Origin of the sequence: Enterocloster lavalensis (assembly GCF_046603895.1) — a bacterium.
GTDB lineage: Bacteria > Bacillota > Clostridia > Lachnospirales > Lachnospiraceae > Enterocloster > Enterocloster lavalensis.
Genome location: NZ_CP176637.1, coordinates 5462897 through 5489336 on the forward strand (window position 1 = coordinate 5462897; position 26440 = coordinate 5489336).

Below are 26440 nucleotides of genomic sequence, written 5' to 3' on the forward strand. Positions count from 1 at the left end.
ACAATGCAGACAAAGGACAGTTTAAAGACTTATAAAATCATGGAAAAGGGGGAGGCCGGGGCCTGCCTGGACCTGGCGGTGGATCTGGTGCGGGAAAATTTAAAGACCTTCACCCACTGTTTTCCGGACTCCAACAGCCGGAACAATTTCTATCCCCAGAGCGACAACCGGGAGTGGACCACAGGATTTTGGACCGGGGAAATATGGCTGGCCTACGAGCGGACCGGCGAGGCTGTTTTCCGGGAAGCCGGAACCATACAGGCGGAATCGTTCTTAAAGCGCATCCGGGAGCGGGTGGATGTGGACAACCACGACATGGGATTTCTCTACACCCCCTCCTGCGTGGCGGCCTACCGTCTGACGGGCAATGAGACCGCCAGAGAGGCCGCGCTGCTGGCGGCGGACAACTTGATGGGGAGATTCCAGGAAAAGGGACAGTTTTTCCAGGCGTGGGGCCAGCTGGGAGCCAGGGACAATTACCGCCTGATCATCGACTGCCTTCTCAACATGCCGCTGCTGTTCTGGGCCAGCGAGACCACCGGGGACAAACGGTACCGGGAAAAGGCAGAGGCCCACATCCGGACGGCCATGAACTGCGTGATCCGGCCGGACCACAGCACCTACCACACGTATTTCTTCGACCCGGAAACCGGGGCGCCCGTGAAGGGCGTCACCCACCAGGGCAACCGGGACGGCTCCGCCTGGAGCCGCGGCCAGGCCTGGGGGATCTACGGAAGCGCATTGAGCTACCGGATCGAGAAAAATGCAGCGTACATGGATGTGTTCCGGAAGGTGACGGACTATTTCCTGGCGCATCTGCCGTCGGATCTGATTCCCTACTGGGATTTCGATTTTGACGACGGAAGCGGGGAGCCGAGGGATTCCTCCTCCGCTGCCATCGCCGCCTGCGGAATGCTGGAGATGGCGAAGTTCATGGAGGCGGAGGAAGCCGCTTACTACCGGGATATGGCCGGGCGTCTGGTGAAAGCGCTCAGCGAGCGGTGCGCGGTCAAGTGCTCCGGCGAGTCCAACGGCCTTCTCCTTCACGGTACCTACGCCAGAGCCAGCGCCGGGAACCCCTGCACGGACCGGGGCGTGGACGAGTGCAACACATGGGGAGATTACTTCTATATGGAAGCGCTCACAAGGCTTGTGACGGATTGGGAACCCTATTGGTATTAGTTTTTAACGTCTCTGTCATTGCACAGCAGCGGTTGGTATGATAAAATGGAAGAAACAGGAAGGCCGTCCCGGTGTCCCGGGGCGGCTTTTTCGAAATTCAGGGCTCTTAAGCCCGGGAAAACGGCGGGGAAGGAATCATGAAAGCAGTTGTGTTTCAAGGCGTGGGAGAGATCGGGCTGGAGGAACGGCCGATGCCCGTATTACAGGAGCCGGGGGATGCGCTGGTGCGCGTTACCCTGACCACCATCTGCTCCAGCGATATCCACATCAAACATGGGGCAGTGCCCAGGGCGGTTCCGGGAGTGATTCTGGGCCATGAGTTTGTGGGCGTTGTGGAGCAGGTGGGCGCGGGCGTTTGCCGCTTCCGGCCGGGAGACCGGGTTGCGGTGAACGTGGAAACCTTCTGCGGGGAGTGCTTTTACTGCCGCCGGGGTTATGTGAACAACTGCGCCGATCCCCAGGGCGGATGGTCCCTGGGCTGCCGGATCGACGGCGGCCAGGCCGAGTACGTGCGCATCCCCTACGCGGACAACGGACTGATGGCGATCCCGGACAGCGTGACCGACGAGGCGGCCCTGTTTACCGGGGATTTACTTTCCACCGGCTACTGGGGAGCCGGGCTTGGGGAGATTCGCAAGGGGGACACGGTGGCGGTGATCGGCGCGGGTCCCACCGGGCTGTGCGCCATGATGTGCGCGAAGCTGTACGAGCCCGCCCACATCGTCGCCGTGGACGTGGATCCCGAAAGGCTTCGGCTGGCCCGGGAGAACGGCCTGGCGGACGTGGTTTTAAACCCCTTGGAGTGCGATGTGAAGCCGGAGATTCTGGCGCTTACCGGCGGCCGGGGCGCGGACTGCGTGATGGAGGCCGCAGGCGGAGAGCGGACCTTTGAAATGGCCTGGCAGATCGCCCGCCCCAACGCGGTGGTCTGCGTGATCGCCATGTACGAGGAGGACCAAAGCCTGCCGCTGCCGCAGATGTACGGTAAAAACCTGGTCTTTAAGACCGGAGGGGTGGACGGCTGCCGTTGTAGGGAGATCATGGAGCTGATCGCGGAGGGCAGGCTTGACACCGGCTGTCTGATCACCCACCGCACGGATCTGGACCACATTTTGGAAGCATACCGGGTGTTTGAGGAGAAGCGGGACAACGTGGTCAAGTACGCGGTGAGCGTGGGCCGTCATTGGGACCAGAACCGCCGCCCCTGACGGCGGTCTGACATAAATGCAGTACGGAAACTGAACATTGGGGAAAAGGAGGTTGGGATTTATGAACAGAGTGATTACAATCAGCCGCCAGTATGGCAGCGGAGGACGGGAGTTGGGGGAGAAGCTGGCAGCGCGTTTGGGGATTCCCTTCTACGACAAGGAGCTGGTGGGTATGATCGCCAGGGAGGGAAAGATCGAGACTGCGGTGCTGGAGGCTTACGACGAGGTGGAGCCGGATCTGGACAATTATTCGCTGCGGGACGTGCCGCCGGATTACCAGATCGCCATGACCCAGAAGCTGTACGCAGCCCAGTGCCGCGTGATTCTGGATCTGGCGGCCAAAGGTCCCTGCGTGATCGTCGGGCGCTGCGCGGATGCCATTCTGCCGGACGCCGTTCATCTCTTTATCTACGCCGGAATGGACCGGCGCAGGGAGCGGATCGCCGGGCTTCACCCGGAGCTCTCCGGGGATCAGGTGGAGAAACGGATCATTTCCGTGGACCGCAAGCGCAAGGCCTACCACGAATACTATTCCACCAAGGACTGGGGGGAGATGGAGGGGTACGACCTCTGTCTGAACACCGGCAGAACCGGAGTGGACGGCTGCCTGGAGGCGGCGCTGGCTTATATGGAACATGTGAAAGACTGATGAGCGGATGGGCGGCCCTGCCCCGCAGCTGGGGGGATTGGGGCCGCCCAAACTGAATGGAATGGCCTGCCGATTGTTTCGGCGGGCCATTGTTGGGATGCAGTGGGCCGTTGGCGGACCATTCGTTGAATGCAATGGGTCTCTGCGGCCCATTGTTTGACAAACGGCCTAAGGAACCCTATAATGGGTGTTATAGCGCCACAATCGTTTATCAAAAGTGAGGTACGGCAGATGGACCGAAATCGAAAAAAGCATAAGTTTTCCCTGCCGGTGACCGTCACGGTCGGTATTGCCCTGGCGCTGGTGTTCTATCTGGCGCTGTCCTACTTTCTGGGGGGCTACCGAAGCGATATCTATGACCGCATCATCGACTCCAATATCTCCGCGCTCAAGGAGACGACCAGCACACTGATTTCCAAAACTACAGAAGGTTTTGACCACTGCCGGCACGAGATACGCGTGCTGGGCATCGGCATGTCCGAGGAGCTGAAGGAGAACGGCTTTACGGCCGCGGACGAGATCAGCCCGGACGACCGCAATTACATCCGGGATTTCAACCAGATCTCGGTCTTTGACTACTGTGTTCTGTTAAATGAATCCGGCCGGGGAATCTACAGCCAGGGCAGTTATATCAAGCCCATCAACCTCTACTCCAGCCAGGCGTATGTGGACTGTATTTCCAGCCCGGACGGATCGGCCATCAGCTTTATCTCAGATCCCTTCAGCGCCTCCGGCAAGGATGTGGTGGCATTTTCCTGCCGCGCAGGCTCCGTGATTCTGATCGGTATCTACAGCCAGGATTCGTTTGAAGCACTGTACGACTCCGCCATTTTCGGGGACAACGCCTCCTATATGATCACCACGGATTCCGGCCTGATGCTCTCCAGCACCCATGTGTCAAAGGAGGTGGAGGAATCCCTGAACCTGTTCGCGTATTTCCGGGAAAATCCAAAAAACGCCGGTTTTTTCACGCCGGACGCCCAGGGCAAGAGCGGTTATGAACAGGTGCTCTCCGACTTTCAAGCGCAGCAAAGCGGCAGCGCGGAGCTGTATTTCGGGGAAGCGCGCTACGAACTCGTCTACGCGCCCATCCCCCAGACCGGCTGGAATTTCATTTCCTGCGTCTCCTACGACTACATCACCGCGGACGCGGCCCGGATCAACCAGAAAACCATTGAACTGACCATGTTTATCATTGTGCTGATGCTGGGGATGTTTGGGGTGATCGTGGTCATGCTGGTGTTCGTGGTGCGCGCCAACGCCTCACGGGAGGCTGTGCGCAGGGACCGGCTGTTCAATCTGATGACCCGCTATGTGCCCAATGTGATTGTCATTGCGGACAGCGGGACGGGCGCCATCGAGTACGCCTCCCGCAACACGGAAAAGGTGCTGGGGATTGAAGATACATTTGACAATATCATCGACGAGAGAACCCTGGGCTGCGTGGCTCCCCGGGACCGCCAGGCGGTTCTGGAGCTGGTGCGGGAGGTCCGCGAGGGCAGGAAGAGCAGCGGCAGTCTGAGCATGCATTTTACGCGGCCGGACACGCAGGCGGATATCATTCTGGCTCTGAACGCCTACCGGATCGCAGAGCAGGACAGCAGCCAGAGCTTTATCACCCTGACGCTGGAGGACATCACGGAAAGCGTGCAGTCGCGCAGGCGTCTGGAGGAAGCCCTGTTAAACGAGGAGCGCGCGGGCGCCGCCAAGAGCACCTTTTTGGCCAGCATGAGCCACGACATCCGCACGCCCTTAAACGCGGTGATCGGCCTGACCAATCTGGCCCTCTGTTCGCCAAATGACAGCAAAAAGGTGATGGAGTGCCTGCAGAAGATCGCCAACTCCTCCCAGCTGCTGCTGGGGCTGATCAACGACGTGTTGGATATGTCCAAAATTGAGTCCGGCAAAATGCAGCTGGCCGAGACGGAGTTCGAGCTGGGCGAGTGGCTGGCAGGCGTGGTGACGGTGACTCAGTCCCAGACCAGCGTGCGCGGACAGCATTTTGACGTGAACGCCTGGAACATTACCCATGAGCTTCTGTGCGGCGATACAGTGCGCCTTGGCCAGGTGCTCACCAATGTGCTGGGCAACGCGGTGAAGTTTACGCCCAAAGGCGGGGAAATCTACCTTGAAATCACGGAAATGCCCTCTCCGGATCCGGCGTCCGCCCGTTTTGTGTTCCGGGTCAGCGACACGGGCGTGGGCATGAGCCGGGAATATTTGAGCCATATTTTTGAAATGTTCACCCGGGAACAGAACGCCTACAGCCAGGGCGTCCAGGGCACGGGTCTGGGTATGGCCATCACGAAGCGGATCGTGGATCTCATGGGCGGCTCCATCCATGTGGAGAGCGAGCCCGGCAAGGGGACCACATTTACGGTGGAAATCTCCGTCCGGCTGAGCAGCCGTCAGATTCCGCTGGCCGCAGGCTGCCGTATGTTAGTGATCGGCGAGCCGGGCAGCGAGGAAAAATGCGTGGACGCGGTGCGCAAGCTGAGCGAAATCGGCGTGGACGCCGTCTGCAAGGTGGGGTACGCGGACGCAGTGGCCCTGGCGGCAGAGCAGCGGGAGGCGGGGAGGCCGTTTGCCCTGGCTTTTATCCCCTATAAGCTGCTTCGGTTCGACCGGACCCTGAGCGGCGACCGCCTGCGGACGGAGTTGGGCGGGGACACGCGGCTGCTTCTGGGGCTGAAGCCCGACGAACAGGAGCTGTGCGGGCAGATGAAGCGGGAAGAATTTACCCAGACAATCCCGCTGCCGCTCTTCCGAATGAGCCTTTACCGGAAGATCACCGCTCTGATGGGCCAGAGCGAGGACGCAGCCGGAAGCCTGAGCGGGGAATTGAGCGGCCTGCGCCTGCTGCTGGTGGAGGACAATGCGATGAATATGGAGATCGCCGTGGAGATGCTCACAGGCCACCTGGGAGCGCAGGTGGACAAAGCCCGCAACGGCGAAGAGGGCTGCGCGGCGTTTCTCCAGGCGCCGGAACACACCTACGACGTGATCCTGATGGATCTGCAGATGCCGGTTCTGGGAGGTCTGGATGCGGCCCGCAGAATACGGGGGAGCAGCCATCCCCAGGCGGCGGACATTCCCATCATCGCCCTGACGGCAAATGCCTTTGAGGAGGACCGGAGGGAAGCGCTGGCGGCAGGGATGAACGGCTTTGTGTCAAAGCCCATCGACTTTACCGTTCTGACCCGGGAAATAAACCGGGTCCGGAGGGAAGGGCGTCCCCTGCATCTGCTGCTGGCCGAGGACAATGAAGTCAGCCGGGAAATCGCCGTAGAGCTGATTCGGATGGACGGGCAGACCGTGGAGGCGGTGGAAAACGGCAGCCAGGCCTTAAGCGCCTACCTGAGCGCTCCCGATCACACTTATGACGCCATTTTGCTGGACCTGCACATGCCGGTGATGGACGGCTTTGAGGCCGCGGCCGCGATCCGGGGCAGCGGGAAACCCAGCGCCGCAGCGGTTCCGGTCATCGCGCTGACAGCCAGCAGCGAAGACGAAGTGCGCGGGGAGGCCGCCCGGGCGGGATTCGGGGCGGTTCTTTCAAAACCCATCGACATGGAAAAGCTGCGGGGTTTGCTGCTCTGACGGGCGCGGGCTAGGAATAAGGAAACGGACGCAGTGAGAGAGGAAGGTACAGTATGAGAAAACGGGTTGGAACCGGCGTTCTGCTGGCGCTGCTTGTGACGGTGGCGGCCGGGTGCGCGAAAGCCCCGGATGTTACGGAGACAAACCCGCAACATCAGAGTGGGGCCGGGCTGAACGAGACGCCGGTGACGCTTCATGTATACAATACCCTGGGGGAAACGGTCAGTATGGAGCGGGCGGAGGAGTATATCCGCCGCACCATGCCAAACGTGACCATTGAGAGCACCTACGAAATCGCCCCCAAGATGGAGAACGCCCAGCTGGCGGCGGTGCGCGGGGGAGGCGGGCCTGAAATTCTCTACACCCAGGACTATTACACTTACGTGCAGAACGGTTATCTGAAGGATCTGACCTCCGAGCCGTTTTTAAAGAATTATATGATCAGCGCCCTGAGCGATGCGGAGGTGGGCGGAAAGGTTTATGCGCTGCCGGTGGGCAACGGGTATATCTCCGGTCTGATGGTCAATCAGCGGCTTTTGACGGAGCTGGGCCATGAGCTTCCGCGGACTCAGGACGAGTTCGCCGCGCTCTGCGGCAGGCTTCAGGAGAGCAGGGAGGAGACCGGGGTGAGGGCTTACGCCTTTGGGATGCTCTACGATGAGAGGGCGGCTCTGGGGGCCATGCCGTTTTTTCTGGACGCGTACACGGACAGCGCTTATGTGCAGTGGCTGAGCCAGTACCGGCGCGATCCATCGGCGGTTTCCTTTCAGGATCCGGCCTTCGTCCGGGTGTTGCGGGAGCTTGAGGAGCTGAAGGCGATGGGGCTGTGCCAGAGCAGCGATTTTCTGACCAGCGATTCCCAGAATCTGCAGGAGGTAATCCGGGGGGACGCGCTGATGTGCTCGGTCAGCTATGTGGATTTTGCCGTCCGGTTCGAGGATAAGCTCACCGAAGTGAACGGCGTTCCCAGCTTCCGGGTGGCGAAGGACGGGCGGCAGATCTATGTGCCTGCGGAAGATTTTGTGTTTATCCCCTATATGGGGAAAACCCGCGGGGAAAGCTGGCTGGCCACCAACGGGGACTGGTATCTGGGGATTAACGCCAACGTCACCGACGAGGCCACCCTGCAGGCCAGCCGCCTGTATCTGGAGTACGTGGCCTCCACGGAGTTTGCGCCGGAGTATTACAGCGCCTCGGTTCCGGCCGGAGCCACCACCTATTACCGCCGGGACGACGCCCTGGAATACAGCTTTTTTCAGGAACGGCACCCGGAGGTTTACCAGTGCCTGACGGAAAACTCCGTGATCAAAACCCCGTACCAGTTTTACGGCTCAAGTCTTTTCACCTTCGCACTGCGCCATTCTCTCTGTGACCAGAAATATTACGCGGGGTTAAGCGGCGGTTCCGCCTACAAGGACATTGGGGCGGCGGAGGACATACTGGCCGTGCTGGAGGATTACCGGATTACGGGACAAAATCCGTACGAGGTGCCGGACCGGGTGGTGGGGTACACGGAAAAGGAATACGGATACGTTCGCATTTTCTCGCGCTCCAACGAATCGGCGCTGGGGAATCTGCTGGCCGATGCGATGCGCGAGTACACGGGCGCGGATCTTGCCGTTGTCAACGCCGGAGCGCTGACGGCGGGGCTGGAGGCGGGGGAGATCACCGAGTCCGACCTGGCCACGGCCATGCTCTACGGCCTGAGCAACCACGTGGTTACCGTGCGCTGCAAGGGAGCCAACCTCATTTCCATTCTGTCCACCAACAACCTGGTAAGCACGGTGCGGGCGGACCAGTCCGGCGTATACGGGGGGATGGTGATTCCCTCCGGCTTTACCTACACCATCGCCTACGAGCCGGTGGATGAGAGCGGGTACGGCGCAGGGGCGCAGATTCGTGATGTGCGCCTGGCAAACGGGGAACCGCTGGACCCAGAGGCATGGTACACGGTCACGACCACGGACTATGAGCTTGGGGGAAGGGACCTATGGGAGGCCTTCACCCTCATCCCGGCGGAAAAGCCCGGGAAGCTGCCGGACGGCATCGCCATCTACCGGACGTTCGACCCGGAGAGCGGGGCAGCCAGCCGGATGTTCGATCTGAACCTGGACACCTACGAGGAGCAGTACCGCCAGATCACGGACTGGGCCGTCGAACAGCCCAACATCATCGACGCGGTCATCGCCTACATTGAGCGCCACAGCGAAAACGGAGTTTTGGTCCCGGTCACAACCGACGGGCGGATCCGGATTGAGAATATGCCGGAGAGGCTGGATGTGGAGAAGAATGGGGTGGAGTTGAGGTGAGGAAAAGGAATTTGAACTGCATGTGACAGAGTTTTGGGGCGGACACGTAATATAAAACGCGTCCGCCCCTGTTTCTTGTAACAATTACCGTTATTTTACAAATAGAGACCGGTTGGTATTGGTAAACAGTTCGTGTCCGTTTTCTGTTATCACCAGGGTGTCCTCCAGATTGTAGGAGTTATATTTTGTGCTGTAATAAGGAGTTTCAAAGCAGAATACCATGCCGGGCTTTAATACCGTCTCGTTGTCCGGGCTCAGCATCGGGAACTCTTCGGTGGGACCAAGGCTTATGCTGTGCCCACAGTGTCCTCTCACATACTGGGGCAGCGCGCCTTCCACACAAACCTTCATGACCGTGTGGAATACATCGCACAGTCTTGTTCCCGGAACCATTCGGGCGATTCCGGCATCCCGCGCCGCCAGCAATGTGTCAAAAATGGCCTGCCGCTCCGGTGCGACTTTATTGCCTACCGCATACGTTCTGCCCAGATCGGACAGATAGCCGTAGAGGTTGATTCCGCCGTCCAGCCGGACGATATCCCCGTCCTCCAGCGGACGTTCCCTGGAAATGGCGCTTGCCCAGAATCCGGTTCCGGGGGGGTGTGCCTGGTATGCGTAGACGATCTCATGGCCGCCGGTAAATTCCCAGGCGCTTTGATGCCACATTTTATTTAAATCGGCTTCCGTCATGCCGGTTTCGGTGCGCTCCATCACATAATTCATCATCTTCTCGGCAATCTGGGCGGAACAGCGGAGAATGTCAATTTCCCAGGGGGTTTTGATGGATCTGACCTTTATCATCAGCCCGCTGGCATCCACCAGATTTTCCGTCCCCAGGTAGTCCTGTAAAAACAGGTATTTGTCATAGGGAATGTGCCCGGCTTCGATGCCCACTTTTCCGCCGTCCCGGTACTGTCGGGCTGCATCTGCCGCAAGGCGGTACGTTTTGTAGGCGTCGGGCTGAACATCCTTTTTTTTCTCATTGGGATTGATGTAATCTTCAATGAAAATCCAGGTAGGGTATCCGATGATTTCCACGGTTCCTTTTGTCTGCTCCTCGGCTCCGCCCTGGGAAAACTGGCCCACTACAAGATGAACCTTGCCGGTTCGGTTTACCACTGCAATGTCGGTTCCGGCCGGATTAGATCCATTGTACATGAAGGGAGACAAATAGCCGGTGGCGTAGTAAACATTCTGAGGAGTGGTGAGAATCAGCGAATCCAGGCCCTGTTCTTCCATGGCGGCCTGAAGCTTATTTTGAAATTCTTCCTGATTTCTGGTTTCTGAAAAACGTTGCATATTGATCCCCTTTCCTTGTGGTTCCGTGATTTTTATATGACAGCCTCCGCATGGCGTGAGGCGTGGCAGCACAGGTTGACCGCCACTGGAATACTGGCTATATGGGTGGGAAAATACTCGATATTGACGGCCAGGGCGGTGGTACGGCCTCCTAATCCCCCAGGACCGATTCCGGAATCATTGATCCGCTCAAGGGCTTCCCGCTCCAGACCGGCGTAGCGCGGATCCGGATGGCAGGTTCCCACACCGCGGATCGTCGCCTTCTTGGCCAGTAGAGCCGCCTTGTCCATACTGCCGCCCACGCATACGCCCACGATCACCGGGGGACAGGCGTTGGGACCAGCCAGTTGAACGGTCTCTAAAATGAAGTCCAACACGCCAGCCACCCCTTCGGCCGGAGTCATCATCCGGATTCTGCTCATGTTTTCACTTCCGAATCCTTTCGCGCTGGCAGTGATACGGATCCGGTCTCCGGGAACGATGTCCGTATAGATGATGGCGGGCGTGTTGTCCCGGGTATTTTTCCGGTCAAAGAGCGGATCGTCCACCACGGACTTGCGCAGATATCCTTGGGTATAAGCGCTTCTCACGCCTTCGTTGATGGCTTCCTCATAATGACCGCCGGTGATGTGCACATCCTGGCCGACCTGAGCGAAAATAAAGGCCATTCCGGTATCCTGGCAGATTGCCATCCGCTCGGCTGCGGCAATCCGGTTGTTATTTGCAATATCACGCAGGACTTGACAGCCGATGGGCGACTCCTCGTTTTTTAATGCCTGTTCAACCGTCCTGGATATGTCGTCGCCGATCTCATAATTTGCCTTCAGAAATAAATCACGCACCACTTCTTTAATTTGATCTGCACATACTTCCCGAACCATATGCCTTCCCTCTCCACATCTCGTCTATCTTACATTTAATTCGCGTTTGTACTGTTCCTGACCGGTCACATACAGATTGGCGCCCTTTGAGTCGATGGCGACAATCGCAGGAAAATCCTTAACCACCAGCCGTCGCAGCGCCTCCGGGCCCAAATCTGCATATGCTACGATTTCCTGGCTGACAATGGTTTTGGAGATCAGAGCAGCGGCGCCTCCTGTGGTGACCAGATATACGGCTTTAAACTGTTTCATGGCTTTAATCACGTCATCGGAACGCCGCCCTTTGCCGATCATTACCTTCAGTCCCAGTTCCAGCAGCTGGGGAGAATAGGCGTCCATCCGGTAACTGCTGGTAGGTCCGGCGGAGCCGCACATTTTTCCAAGAGGAGTGGGGGCCGGTCCCATATAGTAGATGGCCTGATTGCGCACGTCGACCGGCAGCGGTTCTCCGGCCGCCAGGGCCTGAATCATCCGTTTATGCGCAGCATCCCTGCCCACGTAGATGGTGCCGTTCACCAGCACCCGCGTTCCGGCCCTTAAGGTTTCAATGACAGAATCATCTGTGACAGGCAGGTTTAAGCGAATGATTTTTTCCATGTCCGCACCCTCCGTTTCCAAGTGTTAGTCAAATCTTATCACAGATTGAAGAATTATAAAAATACGGATTCTGAATAGAAACTATATGGTTTTTAATTAGCTTTCCGGAGGGGAGATTTCTGAAAAAACCATACAATATTATTATAGCTTGTATTTAATTCGTGTATTTTTATTGGCATTTTTTCTGTGTTATACTGATCTCATTCGAAGTGAATCACAGTAACATCAAACGGTATTCTCAGGAAAGGAATCTGCTTATGAACCCAAATCAGGAAAGAATCGAATCACTCGTCTACAAAACGGTTCTGCGTGCATGTACGGAAATTTCGGAGGACGTGCTGCAGATACTGGAACAAGCATATGTGCGGGAGACAAACCCTACTGCGCAGAGTATACTGGCGGCTATGCTGGACAACGTCCGAATCGCTGGGGAGAAGGACAAAGGGATCTGCCAGTCTCCGGGATATCCCACCAGCTGGTTGTCTTTTGGCGATGTCAATATGCCTCTTGGCGTGGCTTGCGCCGTGGAGCGGGCCGTGGTGGATGCCACAAAGAAAGGATATCTCCGCCCCAGTCTGGTAGATGCGGTGACACGGCATAACGACGGCACCAACACGGGCCTGGGCATACCCAATATTGAATATGAGTACAATCCCGGGCAAACATACATCGATTTTATCATCAGCTTCAAAGGATGCGGGGCAGAGCTGGGCAACGCCATGCAAATCATGCCGCCGGCTAAATTCGGTAAAAACTTTTCTGGTCTGAAACGCTTTATTGTGGAAACGGCTCTGGCTGCAGGCGGGAAGCCCTGTACTCCTTTTGGAATCGGCGTGGGTCTGGGCGGTCAGATGGATATTGCCGCAAAGCTGAGCAGAAAGGCGATCAGCTGCAGGCGATGGGACGATACGAATCCGGACCCGGTTCTGGCTGGGTGGGAAGAGGAACTGAAGGAGGCGATCAACAGTCTTGGAGTGGGCGCTGCGGGAATCGGCGGGGATACTTGCTGCCTGGCGGTAAAGATCGCCAAGGCACATACCCACACGGCAGTTCAGCCCATTGCCATCAATTTCCACTGTTGGGTCGCAAGGCGGGCTGGATTCCGATTGTACGACGACGGCCGTCTGGAAAAATTACTGTGAGGGAGGGACAGGAATGGAAAAGAAACGTTTAACCACACCGCTGAGTGAAGAAGATGTGCGCAGTTTGGAGGTCGGGGATGTTGTATATCTCTCCGGCAGTATGCTGACATGCCGGGATATGGGACATCTACGGTTGAAAGAACTGTGTTCCCAGGGGGCTGCGCTGCCGAAGGATATTCACGGCGCCGTACTGTTCCATGCCGGACCGGTAGCGTTAAAAGACGAGGCGGGGGATTGGTATGTGGATATCGTGGGACCGACTACCAGCATCCGAATGGAGGCCTATGCCGATTTCGTGGGCGGTCTGGGAGTGCGCGCTTTGATCGGAAAAGGCGGGATGGCTGAAGATACGGAAAGAGCCTGCGCACAGTACGGATACGTTTATTTCCAGGCCGCGCCAGGCTGCGCCGCTAAACTGGCGGAGGGAATCCGGAAGGTCAACGACGTAAACTGGATTGAGCTGGGAATCCCGGAGGCGATGTGGGATCTTGAAGCCGATTGTTTCGGTCCTCTGGTGGTGGGGATTGACACGAAAGGCAACAGTATCTACCGGAATATCAGGGAGAAGGGCAGAGAGCAGATCAACAGGCTGTACCCGTCTGAAGGCTGACGGAAGAGACGAAAAAGGAGGTCCAGGTGATCGATTCATCTGTGGCCTCCCTTTTTCGGTTAAATCAGATAATTGGCCGGATCCGGCGGCGGTAAAACTCCCAGTTGATCTTCCAGAGCGGCGCCTATTTGATAGAGCAACGCCTCGTCGCCCCATCGTCCGATGATCTGGACGGCACAGGGAAGGCTGTCGCTGTTCATACCGCAGGGAACCGAAAGGGCCGGGATTCCCAGATAATTGCAGAACCAGGTGTATCTCGAATACATAGGATGGATGGCGTGGTTTCTGCCGTTCAGTTCGATGTGGTCCTGCCCCAGGGCGCAGGGGAACACCGGAATTGTGGGAGTGAGCATAAAATCGCAGCCCTCCATAAGTTCTGAGAATAATTGTTCAAACTTGTCTTTCAATTCCACGGACCGGTAATACTCCTCCGCGGAGACGTGCCCGGCTTTCAGGCGCTTATAAGTTTCCGGGTCCAGCGCGTCCGGGTGGTTGTCGATCACCTGCCGGTTATTGTACTGGTTGCCCGCCATGAAGATGATCTGATGAGCCGTCCAATAATCCGACAGATCGGGAAGCGCCGCCTCTTTGACGCGCACTCCCTCTGTGCGCAGAATTTCTAAGACCGAGAGAAACTCCTTGGCGATCAGCGGATCGGTATCTGTCAGACAGAAGTCCAAGGGAGCCAAAACACTCATGCCGCGCAGGGGCGTTCCGATCAGGCGGGAGAAGTCCTCTGCGGGCCTGTTCAGGGAATATTTGTGGCGGGGATCATATCCACCGGCACAGGACAGTACGGCGGCGTTGTCGTCCACCGTGCGGGTCAGAGGCCCAAGGTGGTCGCACAGGTGGCTGGCGGAAGCGGTCCCGTAGTAGCTGATGCGCCCGTGAGTGGGCTTTATGCCCACAACTCCGGAGCAGGCGGAGGGAATGCGGATGGAACCGCCCTGATCCGTTCCAATGGAAAAGGTGGAGAGGCCTGCGGCCACGGAGGCGCCCGACCCACCGCTGGAGCCACCGGCAATGTGGCGCGGATTTCTGGGATTGCGCACTGGGCCAAAGCTGGACACCTCGTTGGTGGGCCCCATGGCCAGCTGAGACGTGTTGGTCTTGCCCATGAGTACGGCTCCGGCGGCTGTAAGCCGTTCCACCACGGCAGAATCCTCCGAAGCGATATTGTCGTAATAGGCCTCGCACGCCAGGGTGGTGGGTGTGTGAGCGACATTGATCAGATCCTTCACATTATAAGGAATTCCGGTCAGAAGCGTGGCCGGGGCTTTGGACATAAAGATCGCTTCTGCGCGCCTGGCCTCCGCCAGCGCGCGCTCCGGGGTGAAACGGATGAAGAAATTGATGTGCGGCTGGGAGGCCTCTGCCGCGCGCAGCAAATACGCTGTGACTTCCACCGGCGACAGTTCCCTGCTTTGGTACAGCTGGTGCAGCTGCCGGATCGTACAGGACAACAAGAAATTGTATTCCTCACATTGCTTAGGCATTTCCATATCCCCTTTTCATGATTGATAAGGCCAGTATATCACAGCGTTGGGTATAAAAAAATTATGAGTATTTTATATTTGCTATAATGATATTTATATATCAGATTGCTCCAAGCCATTGATTTCGCTGAACATGTTTCTGGAGAAATCCAGGAATGTTTCCGCCATGGCTGATAATTTACGTCCCTTAAGATAGGCGAAACTGCGGTCGATGGACAGGGGAGAGTCCCCCACGGGGCAGCAGCAGTAGCCTTCTTTTCCATAGTCGTACCGAAGGGAGGAGGGGACCACAGCTACCGCCACGCCAGCCTCCATCCACATCAGCGTGGCCACCCGGGTGGTGCTGACACAGAAAAAGCTGGGGGTCAGTCCTTCCTTCACAAACGCGTTGGTGAGGATTTTGCGGAAGCCTTTCGAGATACTGAGGGGAACATCCTTCAACATGGAGATGGGGATTTTTTTCAAATCAGGCGCAAGCCAGGGATTTTCTCTGGGGTAAACTGCGACCATCTGTTCGGAGAGCGTGAGGGCGGAACTGAGAGTGGGATAGTCGCTTCCCGACGCCCGGATAATGCCGACTTCTATGATTCCGTTATTTAACAGCTCCACCAGCTGTGCGGCGTTGACCTCGAACAGCTCATAGGTGATTTCCGGGTACTGTTTGTTGAACGCCAACAGGAGATTGGTGATGTAAGCATCCGGCAGAGCCGGGGACATACCCAGCCAGAGCGTCCCCTTTTGACCCTGAACGCAGGAGGCGATCTCCTTTTGGGTGGTGTCCAGAAGCGTGAGGATGGATTTACTGCGGTTATAGAGAATCTTTCCCTCGTCCGTCAGATCCACGGAACGGGCATTGCGGATCAGAAGTTTTGTGTTATAAAGGGTTTCCAGCGTCTTGACCTGATTGCTGAGCGCGGGCTGGGCAATCATCAGTTTTCGTGAGGCGGCGGAAAAATTGCCGCTGTCGACGATTTCAACAAAATTTTTGTAGTATTCCAGATTCATAATATTACACCTCTATTTATACTGTGGTCACTAAATAGACTATATAGTAAAACTATATAAAAATCAATATAGAAACTATGCAAAACCAATATTTTTATTATAAATTTGTCCATGATATAATGCAATTAGCTCAAAAAAAGTTGAAGCAGGGGGATAAATTGTGAGAATTGTGAGAGAGGCGGTGGCTGGAACACTGGAGTCAAGCGATGTTCTGGTACGGGTTGAACCCTGTGATCACTGTCTGGAGATTGTGATTGAATCACCTGTAAGACGGCAGTTTTATGAGGACATAAAAAAGGTTGTGGATCTGACGCTGGCTGACTTTTCCGTGACAAAGGGCCGGATTTGTCTCAATGACAGGGGGGCGCTGGACTGCGTGATCGCGGCCAGGCTGGAGACCGCCATATTGCGGGGAGGTGAGAGGCAATGAGACGTACCATGTTGTTTCTGCCGGGCAACGCTCCCAATATGCTGATAAACGGTGATATGCTGGGAGCGGATAGTGTCATTTTGGATTTGGAGGATTCTGTGGATCCGGGGCAGAAGGATGCAGCACGGGCGCTGGTGCGCAATGTGCTGAATCAAAAGCTCTACCGCAAATCCGAGGTGATTGTGCGGATCAATCCGTTGGATTCGGAATTTTGGCGGGAGGATATCGAAGCGGTCGTGCCCAGCCACCCCAGCTTGCTCATGCCTTCCAAGGTGGGGAGCGCGGAGGATATCAGGGAATTGGACGTGTTTATCACACAGGTTGAACAAAAATGCGGGGTAAAAACCGGGATGATCGGATTGCTGCCGCTTTTGGAGACCGCGGAAGGGATTGAAAATGCCCGTGAGATCGCATTGAGCAGCCAAAGGATCGTCGGGCTGTTCCTGGGCGGAGAGGATCTGACGGCAGATCTGCATGCCAGGAGGACCAAAGAGGGCGGTGAGATTTTTTATGCCAGAAGCAGGATCGTCTGCGCAGCCAGGGCCTGCCGGATCGAGGCTTATGACACGCCGTTTACGGATGTGAACGATGAGGAGGGAGTGCGGCGGGATGCGCAGCTGGCCCGGGATCTGGGCTTTATTGGGAAGGCAGCGATCTCTCCGAGGCATGTGGATATTATCAACGAAGTCTTTACCCCGTCTGAGGCGGAAATCGATTACGCTCACCAGATTCTTGAGGCCATCGCGGAGGGCGGCAGACTGGGAAAGGGGGCTGTTTCCCTACACGGGAAAATGATCGATGCGCCGGTGGTTAAGCGGGCAATGCAGATTGTGGAGATGGAAAACGCAATGGCTGGAGGTGGTTTGGTTGACTAAGAGAGTGGAGACAATCGGGCAGGCTGTCGTCCTGGCGGGACTGCGGGACGGAATGAGGATTTCTTTCCACCATCATCTGCGGAATGGAGATTACGTTCTCAACCGCGTGATGGAGGCAGCCGCTTCTCTGGGGATTAAGAACCTGACGGTAAATGCAAGTTCTCTGTTCGACATCCATGAGCCTCTGATCGGTCATATCCGAAACCGTACGGTAACCGGGCTGGAGGTTAATTATATGACAGGCCCGGTGGCCAGGGCGGTGTCGGAGGGGATTCTGGACCAGCCGGTGATATTCCGAAGCCACGGAGGCAGGGCGGGCGATATGGATAACGGCACGCTCAACGTGGATATTGCGTTTATTGCGGCTCCCTGTGCGGATGAGATGGGGAATTGCAGCGGAAAATACGGCCCATCGGCCTGTGGGTCTCTGGGATACGCATGTTCGGATGCAGTCCACGCGAAAAAGGTTGTGGTGATTACGGACCATTTGGTTCCCTATCCGCTGCAGGATGCGTCAATCCAGGAGGGATTTGTGGATTACGTGGTGTGTATCGACCGGATTGGGGATGCCTCCCGGATTGTCTCAGGGACGACCAGGATCACCAGAGATCCCGTGGGCCTGAAAATTGCAAGGCTTGCGGCGCAGGTAATTATTCATTCGGGGCATCTGAAGGACGGTTTCTCCTTTCAGACCGGAGCGGGTGGAATTTCCCTGGCAGTGGCAAAAGATGTGCGGGAGGCGATGATCCGTGGCCATATCAGAGGCAGTTTCTGTATGGGCGGGATCACAGAGTATCTGGTGCGTATGATGGAGGAAGGCCTGTTCAGCACCATTCTGGATGTTCAGTGCTTTGATATGGGAGCGGTAAAATCGCTCCGCGAGAATCCGGGGCATCAGGAGATATCAGCCAGCCGGTATGCCAGCCCGGCCATGAAAAGCTGCGCGGCGGATCATTTGGACGTGGTCGTCCTGGGCGCAACCCAGATTGATCTGGGGTTTAATGTCAACGTGCACACGGATTCCAACGGGTATATCATCGGAGGCTCCGGCGGGCACTGCGACACCGCGGCGGGAGCTAAGATGACGGTGATCGTAGCGCCCCTTATAAGAGCCAGGATTCCGCTGATCGTCGAGAATGTATTGTGCCGGTCCACGCCGGGGCACACCGTCGACGTGTTGATAACCCAGTGCGGCATCGCGGTAAACCCCAACAATCCCGATTTAAGAGAACGGCTTTTGCGCGCGGGCCTTCCGGTGACTTCTATTGAAAAACTGAAGGAAACAGCGGAAGAAATGTGCGGAAGACCTAAGCTCATCCGGGGAGAGGGGCGCGTAGTGGCGGAAGTCTTATACCGCGACGGCAGCCGTATGGATGAAATCCATATGGTGCAGCGCTGTTGAGAAGAGAGCAGGAGGAAAGGGCAATGGGATTTAATTTCGATGAGATTGTGGACAGAAGCGCGGCCAGCTGCACCTACAGCAGTAAATGGGAGCGGTACAGCGGACGATTTGCGGAATTTGACATCGACGAGGAGAATTCGCTTCCGATGTGGGTGGCGGATATGGATTTCAAATGCATCCCGGAGGTGACGGAGGCCCTGCACCGGCGGGTGGAGCATGGGATATTCGGCTATTCCAACGAGAATACCAACGACGTGTTCCGGGAGGCGGCCAGAGAGTGGTTTTCCAGGCGGTACGGCTGGGAGTGCCCGGCAGAGTGGATGCTGTACTCCATGGGAGTAGTCACCGCAATCAACAACGTGATCCAGGAGTTCACCCGGGAGGGGGAAGGCGTGATCATCCAATCCCCGGTGTACTATCCATTTGCGGCAGGGCCGAAGAACAATCACCGTCGGGTAGTTGAAAATCCGTTGATTGAGGAAAACGGCGACTACAGGATGGACTATGAGAATCTGGAGCAGTTGGCAAAGGATCCCAACAACACGCTGATGATTTTGTGCAGCCCTCATAACCCGGTGGGGCGGGTATGGAAGAAATTGGAATTATTCCAGGCATTGGAGATTTGCTATAATAATGGGGTGATAGTATTTTGCGATGAGATTCACGGCGATCTCATCATGCCCGGGCAACAGTTCTGTACCTGCGGAAAATTTCCTGAGTTTTACAGTCAAATGATTCTGGCCCACAGTCCCAGCAAGACCTTCAATCTTGCCGGTCTCACCTCGGCGCTGCTCACCGTACCCGATGATCAGAACCGGAAACGCCTGGCACACCGCATCTACGACATCAACCGGATTCCGTCCACTCAGAATTTCGGGCCGGTGGCAGGGGCCGCAGCGTATAATCATGGCGACGCGTTTGTGGATGAGGTGATGAAGTACATATATGGCAATGTGGAATTTGCCAGGGAATATCTGGCGAAACACCTGCCGCAGATCAAAATCGTTCCGCCCCAGGGAACCTATCTGATTTGGTTTGATTTCCGGGGCACAGGATTGCAGGAGGAAGAAATATACCGCCGGGTGCTGGAACAGGCCAGAGTGATCGGGGACATTGGAAGATGGTTCGGCGAAAATGGGGGAGGTTTTGTGCGGTTCAACTACGCATGTCCTCGGGCTTATGTAAAAGAACAGCTGGAGCGTCTGCGCACGGCGTTTTGAGATGCCGGACGGAGTGGGAGAAAAACTATACGATTTTATTATAAATGATATCAAATAATGGTATTTTTATTCTCAAGTTAGAGGGTTTATAATGTGAATATCAATAAAAATTTAGAATTTAACAAGAATTGATGATTGTTGTTATAAAATCAGCTGAATTTTTTGTCGGAAACTGATTTTATAATGCAAGGATGGGAGGTCTCTGTGCTTGAAGTAAACAAAGTCGACATGTTTTTCGGCGGTCTGGTCGCCCTCAAAAGTGTCAACATGACGGTCCCCAAGGGAGAGATACACGGTTTGATCGGCCCCAACGGGTCGGGAAAAACCACGCTGATCAACGTGATCACCGGCTTCTACGCTCCTACTGCGGGGGAAGTGATCTTCAACGGCAAAAAGATCAGCGGCCTTGCGCCTAATGTGATCAGCTTAAGCGGGCTGGGGCGGACGTTCCAAAACGTCAATCTTTTCCCTGAGATGACGGCTCTTGAAAATGTGATGACCGGTTATTGCGTCCGCACGGGCTACAATCTGGCCTCGGCCATATTTGAGACCAGGCGGTTCAAGCGGGAGGAGCAGGAGGCATACGAGGAAGCGGAAAGACAGCTGGAATTTGTGGGTCTGATTGGAGAACGGGATACGCTGGCCAAGAATCTACCCTACGGGAAACGCAGGCTGTTGGAGATCGCCAGGCTTCTGGCTACCGATCCGCAGCTGGTACTCCTGGATGAGCCGGTGGCCGGTATGAATGAGCAGGAGAGTGAGGAGGTAGCCCAGCTGGTGCACAAGATGCGCCAGGAGGACAACCGGACAATCCTTCTGATCGAGCATCACATGAAATTTGTGATGAGCCTCTGCGACCAGCTGACGGTACTCAGCTCCGGCTCTGTGATTGCCGAAGGACGGCCCGAGAGCATACAGAACAACGAGGAAGTGATTGCATGCTATCTGGGGAAGAGGAGGTAAGCCGATGCTGGAGATTAAAAATATAACCTGTTATTACGGGGTTATATGCGCGTTGAAGGATGTGACCATCACGATTCCAGATGATGGAATCTATGCGATTATCGGCGCCAACGGGGCAGGCAAATCCACCCTTATCAATTCCATCGCCGGTCTTGTCACGCCGGTGTCCGGGTCCATTGTGTTTGACGGGAAGGAGATCACCTCCATCCCCACCAAGGACGTTATTCGGACGGGCATCGCCTTGTGCCCGGAGGGAAGGCGGATTTTTAAGAATATTTCCGTGTATGAAAACCTGGTGGGCGGCGCTTACATCATGAAAGATAAAAAGCGCATTGAGGAGAATGTCAACTATGTGTATGAGCTGTTTCCGCGGCTGAAGGAGCGCCACCGGCAGCTGGCCGGGACCTTGTCGGGAGGGGAACAGCAGATGTTGGCCATGGGGCGGGCTCTGATGACGGATCCCAAGCTCCTGCTGCTGGACGAGCCTTCTATGGGGCTTGCGCCGAACCTGATTGATTTCACCTTTGAGACCATGGTCCGAATCCACAGAGAGCGGCATATTCCGTCCCTGGTGGTGGAGCAGAACTCGGAGATGGCGCTGTCGGTTGCGAACTACGCATATGTGCTGGAAGTCGGCAGACTGACGCTGGAGGGAACCGGGGAGGAACTTCTGGCCAGCGATGAGGTAAAGAATAAGTATCTGGGGGCATAGTGGGATTGTTTCCTGCCTGGGGCAGCGAACATACAACAAAAGCGTACAAGGAGAAGAAAACTATGAAAAAAAGAAGATGTTTGGCAGTTCTTTTATCAGTGGCAATGATCGCCGCCATGACCGGTTGTGGGAAACAGAGCGGGGGAACAGAGGCAAAAAGCGAGGCCCAGGGCAGTTCGGGCGCGGGTGAGACGTCAAAACAGGAAGAAACCTCAGGAGGGTCCTTCAGCGGAAAGCTTTACATCGGCAGTATTGACCCCATGACCGGCGGGGCTGCAAGCTACGGCCAGGAGAAGATCCAGGGGGAGACTCTGGCGGTGGAGGAGATCAACGCAGCGGGTGGAATCCTGGGGATGGAAGTGGTTCTGATTTCCGAGGACAGCGCCTCTCAGGCGGCTCAGGCGGCAACCGTTGCAACAAAGCTGATCACACAGAATGAGGTGGTGGCGATTCAGGGGGCGCAGACCAGCTCGGAGACCATGGCGATACTGGATATCCTGGCAGAGTATGGGGTACCTGCCGTGTGTCCGGCCACATCACCGAAAATCGGAGCTTCGGGAAATGCGTTTATCAACCGGTGTTCCCCGGACGACGGATTACAGGTGGAAGCGCTGATCAAATATGCGGGTGAATCTCTGAAGCTGAACAAGATTGGAGTGTTGTATTCCAACGACGACTATGGAAAGGGCGGCTATGATTCGGCAGTGGCCTGCGCGGACAAATACGGCGTGGAGCTGGTCAGCGATTCATTTATGGGCGATGATCAGAACTTTTCCGCTCAGCTCACCAAGATCAAGGATGCGGGCTGCGAGGCAATTCTGATGTGGTGCCAGCCCACACCGGCTTCCCTGATCATGAAGCAGGCCAACGATATGGGATGGTCTCCCCAGTATCTCTGCGGGCCTGGCGTCAACGATCCCAGATTGTTTGAGCTGAGCAACGGTCTGTGTGACAAGGCGATCCTTTCCACCAGCTTTTACGCCGACAATCCCGACGAATATGTATCTGCCTGGGTGGAACGGTACCGCCAGCGCTGGAATATGGAACCTTCCCTGACTGCGTCCCTGGGTTACGACGGAATGATGATCATCTTTAAGGGCATTGAGGCGGCCGGAAGCGCGGAGCCAAAAGCCATCGCAGAGGGAATCCGCACGCTGAAGGATTTCCAGACCTTAAAAGGCATGGCGTCCGTGGATGCGGCCACGGGTAATCTCCAGAGCCCGGTGTATCTGGTAACTGCGAATAATGAAAGCCGTACATATGATTATTTCGATACGGTTAAAATTGATTAATTGTATGGTTCGTACAGCCCACAGCATATGCCGCTGGGCTGTACGGGTATACGGGGCAATCAACACATTGCGAGGTGGAGTATGGGGTTATTGATTTTACAGCTGGTCAACGGCATCACTTACGGTATGTTTTACGGGCTTGCCGCCCTGGGCTTGTCCATGGTATTCAAAGCCTTGGGTTACATGAACTTTGCCCACTCGGACACGATCATGATTGGCGCGATCCTGCTGTTCTGTTTTATGTCGTATTTCAGCATCCCATATTGGGCGGCCTTTCTGCTGACCCTTTTCATTACCATGCTGTACGGCATATTGACTGAGAAAATCCTTTTTATCCGGTTCAGAAAAACATCGCCCATCACGTTTATGCTGGTCTCGATGTCGCTGTCCACAGTTGTCAAGAATGTGGCGCTGCTGCTGTTCGGCGCGTTCCCTCATGGACTGGATTTCAAATTTACCGATGCATCCTTTGAGATCGCCGGAACAAGAATCTCCTTAAACAACTTTGTGATTTTTGTAATCATAATCCTGATCCTGGTGATTCTGCAGCTGTTCTTCGTCAAGACAAGGTTCGGGCTGGCGATCCGCATGGCCCAGGAAAGTCCGGAGACGGCTGCCGCTATGGGAGTCAACGTGCTGGCCACACGCGCCGCCACCTTTGCCATCTCGGCAGGGCTGGGCTGCGTGTCTGGTATGCTGATCGGGCCCATGTATACCATCTCCGCGGAGCTGGGGGCGCAGGTATCGTTAAAAGCGTTTATCGCGGCAGTAATTGGAGGCCTGGGAAACTTTGTGGGCGCAATTTTCGGAGGTGTCCTGGTGGGAATAGTGGAATGTCTGGGGGCGACCTACATTTCCTCAGGGTATAAAGACATTATCGTATACACAGCGGGGATTGTGGTGTTAGGATTCTTCCCGTACGGCATATTCCGAAGAGTTAAGACAAAGCATTGACGGGGAGGGATACATGATGAAATTTTTGAAGGATCGCGGGATGCGCAAAAACATGATCAGAGCCATATTTCTGATCGCCTTTATTATGGTATGCCTCTCCAGCAGCTATTACACAATCATTGGAGTACAATGCCTGATCAACGCCATTGCCGTGCTGGGCCTGGTTCTGGTATCCGGCTATACGCGCCAGATCCATCTGGGCCAGGCTGCCTTCATCGGACTGGGCGCATATACATCAGCGGTGCTGATGTCCAAGGTGGGCATGAATTTCTGGCTGACGATTCCCTGCGCCCTCCTTCTATCCATGCTGGTGGGAGTTCTTCTGGGGATCCCTACTCTGAAATTGCGGGAGGGACCATACCTGGCAATGGTGACTCAGATTTTCGGCGAAATTATCTTTGTGCTGCTGATTAACATGGAAGGAGTGACGGGAGGCTCTTACGGACTGGCAGGATTTGGAAAACCGTCAATCGGTTCATTTAAAATCGACACCAAGGTAAAGCTGTTGTTTTTGACGACAATCTTTTTTATCATCTGTTTTTTCGTCACTGCCCGGGTTACCAGGTCAAAATACGGACGTTTTTTCATATCGATCCGCGAATCCCAGGAGGCGGCGCTGTCTGTTGGTGTGAATACCACAAAATTCAAACTGCTGGCCTTTGTGATCTGTTCCGCGCTGGGCGGACTGGCAGGTGTGTTCTATTCCCAGTGTCTGGGATTTTTAAGTCCGGAGCAGTTTCGCTGGAACATTTCGCTGACGCTGATTTCAATGGCTATTATCGGTGGAATCGGCGATATCGACGGAGGCGTGCTGGGCGCGATTGTATTGACCTTTCTGCCTGAGCTGCTGCGGGATTTCTCGGCGCAGTGGCGCATGATTACCTATGGCGTTCTGTTGATTCTGGTGCTGACGTTCCTTCCGGACGGCGTGATCTCGCTGATCGGTAAGAAACCATTAGAGATCAAAAAAATGCTGAAGGAGCGCACGGAGCTGCTGTTTACCGATGAGCGGGCTAAGAGAAGAAAACAGCTGAAAAAGACAATTCGAACATAATATCAGAATATGAAAATGGTAAGGACCCGGCCCCGGGCGGCGCAGACGAACATGCGCCGTCCCGGACCGGGGCTTTTTTAACAGTCATCCCGGCCACATCAAAACACAAACTTTACAAATCCCCGCGTTTTCGTTAATATTACACTATAAGGAAGCCACCCCACAATTTATAACCTATTTGCGGCCTCCAAAAAGGAGAGGGAATGGACAAAATTGAACAGAAAATCGTAGATTTAATCGAGCGGCATAAAGATGAGATTATCGCCATCGGAAGAGATATCTGGAACGAACCTGAGCTTGGATACAAGGAATATCAGACGTCCGGAAAGTTCTGCCGGTATCTGGAAAAGTTTGGAATCGAAGCGGAAACCGGGCTGGCTATCACGGGGGCTAAGGGTTATTTAAAGGGAGCCGGCGCACCTGGGCCCACCGTAGCTCTGATCGGGGAAATGGACGCCCTGCCTATGGCGGACAGTCCCTACGCCGGGCATGAGACAGGGGCGGCCCACTGCTGTGGGCACAATGCGCAGATGGCGGGTATGATGGGCGCGCTGTATGCGCTCTGCGACGCCCAGGTGCAGGAGGCCATGGACGGCAACGTGGTGTTTTTCGCGGTGCCGGCCGAGGAATTTGTGGAGATGGAGTTCAAACACGGGCTGATGGAGGAGGGGAAGATCGCCTTCGGAGGAGGAAAATCAGAGCTGATCCGGGTGGGAGCCTTTGACGACATCGACGTTGCGGTGGGACATCACATTGCGCCCGGTATTTCCCTGGCGCTGTCCAATCACCGGTCCAACGGTTTTATGAGTAAGATCGTCCGCTTTCACGGGATACCGGCCCATGCGGCGGAAGCGCCCTGGAGCGGGGTGGACGCGCTGAGCGCGGCGGCCCTGGGAATCCAGGCAGTCAACGCCCAGCGGGAATTTTTCCGGGATCAGGACACCGTGCGGGTGCACGGCTTTATCTCCAAGGGCGGGGAGGCCATGAACGTGATCGCGGACAATGTGACCATGGAATATTCCGTGCGGGCCAACAATATTCCGGCCATTCTGGACGCCAGCCGCAAATTCGACCGCGCCATGCGTTCCGGCGCGGTGGCCACCGGCTGCGGCGCGGAAATCATTACGATGCCGGGGTATCTGCCCGTTATGCCGGCCGGAGATACCCGGGCCGTCGAGGAGGCCATTACGGCTGCGGCGGGCAGCTATGAGGTGGCAAAGCACGATCCGGGCATCGTCATGGGCGGCTCCACGGATTTCGGCGAGGTGTCGCAGATTCTTCCGCTGCTGCAGTTCAACACGGGCGGCTACACCCACGAGCTGCATAATAAAGAGATGCATCCCACCGACGAGTATCTGGCTTATGTGGTGACCGCCAAGGTATTTGCCCTCACGGCGTACAACCTGCTGAAAAACAATGGCGCATATGCCAGGGCGCTGATAAAACAGCATGAGGCGGTTCTCACAAAGGAGTCTTATATCCAATATATGGAAAAACACAGTCGGGTGGAGACGATTCCGATGGAGCCGGTTGTGATGGAATAACGTATGTGATGGAATA

22 protein-coding genes are annotated in these 26440 nt (G+C 55.7%); 17 read left to right on the plus strand and 5 right to left on the minus strand.

What is annotated here, in order from left to right:
• Positions 1-3: 3 nt before the first annotated feature.
• From ACK2JC_RS24555 to ACK2JC_RS24575, 5 genes are all read left to right on the plus strand, one after another.
• Positions 4-1182 carry a glycoside hydrolase family 88 protein gene (locus ACK2JC_RS24555; protein ID WP_092369060.1) on the plus strand — a complete coding sequence of 393 codons (1179 nt, stop codon included), beginning with the start codon at positions 4-6 and terminating at the stop codon, positions 1180-1182.
• A gap of 137 nt (positions 1183-1319) precedes the next feature.
• The gene (locus tag ACK2JC_RS24560) at positions 1320-2390 is read left to right on the plus strand and encodes an alcohol dehydrogenase (protein WP_320936817.1); all 1071 of its coding nucleotides are present in this window, start codon (positions 1320-1322) and stop codon (positions 2388-2390) included.
• Positions 2391-2451: 61 nt separating this feature from the next.
• Entirely contained in the window at positions 2452-3039 is a 588-nt protein-coding gene (locus tag ACK2JC_RS24565; protein ID WP_007713647.1) for an AAA family ATPase, read from the plus strand.
• A 231-nt stretch (positions 3040-3270) separates the two neighbouring features.
• Positions 3271-6639: a response regulator gene (locus ACK2JC_RS24570; RefSeq protein ID WP_368270932.1), complete on the plus strand. Its 3369-nt coding sequence runs from the start codon at positions 3271-3273 to the stop codon at positions 6637-6639.
• 53 nt (positions 6640-6692) lie between these two features.
• A complete protein-coding gene (locus ACK2JC_RS24575; protein WP_320936815.1) occupies positions 6693-8948 on the plus strand; it encodes an extracellular solute-binding protein in 2256 nt (751 codons plus the stop codon).
• Positions 8949-9038: 90 nt separating this feature from the next.
• Here the strand turns inward: ACK2JC_RS24575 and ACK2JC_RS24580 are convergent, their stop codons facing one another.
• From ACK2JC_RS24580 to ACK2JC_RS24590, 3 genes are read right to left on the minus strand one after another with little or no spacing between them, the layout of a single operon-like run.
• Entirely contained in the window at positions 9039-10247 is a 1209-nt protein-coding gene (locus tag ACK2JC_RS24580) for a M24 family metallopeptidase (RefSeq protein ID WP_368270933.1), read from the minus strand.
• 32 nt (positions 10248-10279) lie between these two features.
• The gene (locus tag ACK2JC_RS24585) at positions 10280-11128 is read right to left on the minus strand and encodes a fumarate hydratase (RefSeq protein ID WP_309472138.1); all 849 of its coding nucleotides are present in this window, start codon (positions 11126-11128) and stop codon (positions 10280-10282) included.
• 24 nt (positions 11129-11152) lie between these two features.
• Positions 11153-11725 carry a Fe-S-containing hydro-lyase gene (locus ACK2JC_RS24590; RefSeq protein WP_320936814.1) on the minus strand — a complete coding sequence of 191 codons (573 nt, stop codon included), beginning with the start codon at positions 11723-11725 and terminating at the stop codon, positions 11153-11155.
• 257 nt (positions 11726-11982) lie between these two features.
• Here ACK2JC_RS24590 and ACK2JC_RS24595 point away from each other — a divergent pair, with 257 nt between their 5' ends.
• Positions 11983-12867, plus strand: a complete 885-nt coding sequence (locus tag ACK2JC_RS24595) for a fumarate hydratase (protein WP_320936813.1) — start codon at positions 11983-11985, stop codon at positions 12865-12867.
• Between the two features lie 13 nt (positions 12868-12880).
• A complete protein-coding gene (locus tag ACK2JC_RS24600; protein ID WP_320936812.1) occupies positions 12881-13477 on the plus strand; it encodes a FumA C-terminus/TtdB family hydratase beta subunit in 597 nt (198 codons plus the stop codon).
• A 59-nt stretch (positions 13478-13536) separates the two neighbouring features.
• On the opposite strand, the gene ACK2JC_RS24605 is transcribed toward ACK2JC_RS24600, so the two are convergent.
• A complete protein-coding gene (locus ACK2JC_RS24605) occupies positions 13537-14973 on the minus strand; it encodes an amidase (protein WP_411337971.1) in 1437 nt (478 codons plus the stop codon).
• A gap of 93 nt (positions 14974-15066) precedes the next feature.
• Positions 15067-15978 (minus strand): LysR family transcriptional regulator, encoded by a 912-nt coding sequence (locus tag ACK2JC_RS24610; protein WP_320936810.1) that lies wholly within the window; start codon positions 15976-15978, stop codon positions 15067-15069.
• Between the two features lie 160 nt (positions 15979-16138).
• Between ACK2JC_RS24610 and citD the strand changes: the two genes are divergently transcribed.
• From citD to ACK2JC_RS24660, 10 genes are all read left to right on the plus strand, one after another.
• Entirely contained in the window at positions 16139-16408 is a 270-nt protein-coding gene (citD, locus tag ACK2JC_RS24615) for a citrate lyase acyl carrier protein (RefSeq protein WP_320936809.1), read from the plus strand.
• Complete coding sequence (locus ACK2JC_RS24620) at positions 16405-17283, plus strand: HpcH/HpaI aldolase/citrate lyase family protein (RefSeq protein ID WP_320936808.1); 879 nt, start codon at positions 16405-16407, stop codon at positions 17281-17283. The genes citD and ACK2JC_RS24620 overlap by 4 nt, the downstream gene beginning before the upstream one ends.
• A complete protein-coding gene (gene citF, locus ACK2JC_RS24625) occupies positions 17276-18685 on the plus strand; it encodes a citrate lyase subunit alpha (protein ID WP_331681232.1) in 1410 nt (469 codons plus the stop codon). The genes ACK2JC_RS24620 and citF overlap by 8 nt, the downstream gene beginning before the upstream one ends.
• A 23-nt stretch (positions 18686-18708) precedes the next feature.
• On the plus strand, positions 18709-19905 hold the full coding sequence (locus tag ACK2JC_RS24630) for a MalY/PatB family protein (protein WP_320936807.1): 1197 nt from the start codon (positions 18709-18711) through the stop codon (positions 19903-19905).
• A 204-nt stretch (positions 19906-20109) separates the two neighbouring features.
• Entirely contained in the window at positions 20110-20868 is a 759-nt protein-coding gene (locus tag ACK2JC_RS24635) for an ABC transporter ATP-binding protein (protein WP_320936806.1), read from the plus strand.
• A 4-nt stretch (positions 20869-20872) separates the two neighbouring features.
• Complete coding sequence (locus tag ACK2JC_RS24640) at positions 20873-21580, plus strand: ABC transporter ATP-binding protein (RefSeq protein WP_092369107.1); 708 nt, start codon at positions 20873-20875, stop codon at positions 21578-21580.
• Positions 21581-21642: 62 nt separating this feature from the next.
• Positions 21643-22872: an ABC transporter substrate-binding protein gene (locus ACK2JC_RS24645; protein ID WP_320936805.1), complete on the plus strand. Its 1230-nt coding sequence runs from the start codon at positions 21643-21645 to the stop codon at positions 22870-22872.
• Positions 22873-22953: 81 nt separating this feature from the next.
• Positions 22954-23826: a branched-chain amino acid ABC transporter permease gene (locus tag ACK2JC_RS24650; RefSeq protein ID WP_166434458.1), complete on the plus strand. Its 873-nt coding sequence runs from the start codon at positions 22954-22956 to the stop codon at positions 23824-23826.
• 13 nt (positions 23827-23839) lie between these two features.
• A complete protein-coding gene (locus tag ACK2JC_RS24655; protein ID WP_320936804.1) occupies positions 23840-24880 on the plus strand; it encodes a branched-chain amino acid ABC transporter permease in 1041 nt (346 codons plus the stop codon).
• Positions 24881-25083: 203 nt separating this feature from the next.
• The gene (locus ACK2JC_RS24660) at positions 25084-26424 is read left to right on the plus strand and encodes an amidohydrolase (RefSeq protein ID WP_320936803.1); all 1341 of its coding nucleotides are present in this window, start codon (positions 25084-25086) and stop codon (positions 26422-26424) included.
• Positions 26425-26440: the final 16 nt, after the last annotated feature.

Bases quoted from the DNA above. Each gene is read 5' to 3' on its own strand.
- ACK2JC_RS24555 (WP_092369060.1), top strand. From the start codon at position 4: ATGCAGACAAAGGACAGTTTAAAGACTTATAAAATCATGGAAAAGGGG.
- ACK2JC_RS24560 (WP_320936817.1), top strand. From the start codon at position 1,320: ATGAAAGCAGTTGTGTTTCAAGGCGTGGGAGAGATCGGGCTGGAGGAA.
- ACK2JC_RS24565 (WP_007713647.1), top strand. From the start codon at position 2,452: ATGAACAGAGTGATTACAATCAGCCGCCAGTATGGCAGCGGAGGACGG.
- ACK2JC_RS24570 (WP_368270932.1), top strand. From the start codon at position 3,271: ATGGACCGAAATCGAAAAAAGCATAAGTTTTCCCTGCCGGTGACCGTC.
- ACK2JC_RS24575 (WP_320936815.1), top strand. From the start codon at position 6,693: ATGAGAAAACGGGTTGGAACCGGCGTTCTGCTGGCGCTGCTTGTGACG.
- ACK2JC_RS24580 (WP_368270933.1), bottom strand. From the start codon at position 10,247: ATGCAACGTTTTTCAGAAACCAGAAATCAGGAAGAATTTCAAAATAAG.
- ACK2JC_RS24585 (WP_309472138.1), bottom strand. From the start codon at position 11,128: ATGGTTCGGGAAGTATGTGCAGATCAAATTAAAGAAGTGGTGCGTGAT.
- ACK2JC_RS24590 (WP_320936814.1), bottom strand. From the start codon at position 11,725: ATGGAAAAAATCATTCGCTTAAACCTGCCTGTCACAGATGATTCTGTC.
- ACK2JC_RS24595 (WP_320936813.1), top strand. From the start codon at position 11,983: ATGAACCCAAATCAGGAAAGAATCGAATCACTCGTCTACAAAACGGTT.
- ACK2JC_RS24600 (WP_320936812.1), top strand. From the start codon at position 12,881: ATGGAAAAGAAACGTTTAACCACACCGCTGAGTGAAGAAGATGTGCGC.
- ACK2JC_RS24605 (WP_411337971.1), bottom strand. From the start codon at position 14,973: ATGCCTAAGCAATGTGAGGAATACAATTTCTTGTTGTCCTGTACGATC.
- ACK2JC_RS24610 (WP_320936810.1), bottom strand. From the start codon at position 15,978: ATGAATCTGGAATACTACAAAAATTTTGTTGAAATCGTCGACAGCGGC.
- ACK2JC_RS24620 (WP_320936808.1), top strand. From the start codon at position 16,405: ATGAGACGTACCATGTTGTTTCTGCCGGGCAACGCTCCCAATATGCTG.
- ACK2JC_RS24630 (WP_320936807.1), top strand. From the start codon at position 18,709: ATGGGATTTAATTTCGATGAGATTGTGGACAGAAGCGCGGCCAGCTGC.
- ACK2JC_RS24640 (WP_092369107.1), top strand. From the start codon at position 20,873: ATGCTGGAGATTAAAAATATAACCTGTTATTACGGGGTTATATGCGCG.
- ACK2JC_RS24645 (WP_320936805.1), top strand. From the start codon at position 21,643: ATGAAAAAAAGAAGATGTTTGGCAGTTCTTTTATCAGTGGCAATGATC.
- ACK2JC_RS24650 (WP_166434458.1), top strand. From the start codon at position 22,954: ATGGGGTTATTGATTTTACAGCTGGTCAACGGCATCACTTACGGTATG.
- ACK2JC_RS24655 (WP_320936804.1), top strand. From the start codon at position 23,840: ATGATGAAATTTTTGAAGGATCGCGGGATGCGCAAAAACATGATCAGA.
- ACK2JC_RS24660 (WP_320936803.1), top strand. From the start codon at position 25,084: ATGGACAAAATTGAACAGAAAATCGTAGATTTAATCGAGCGGCATAAA.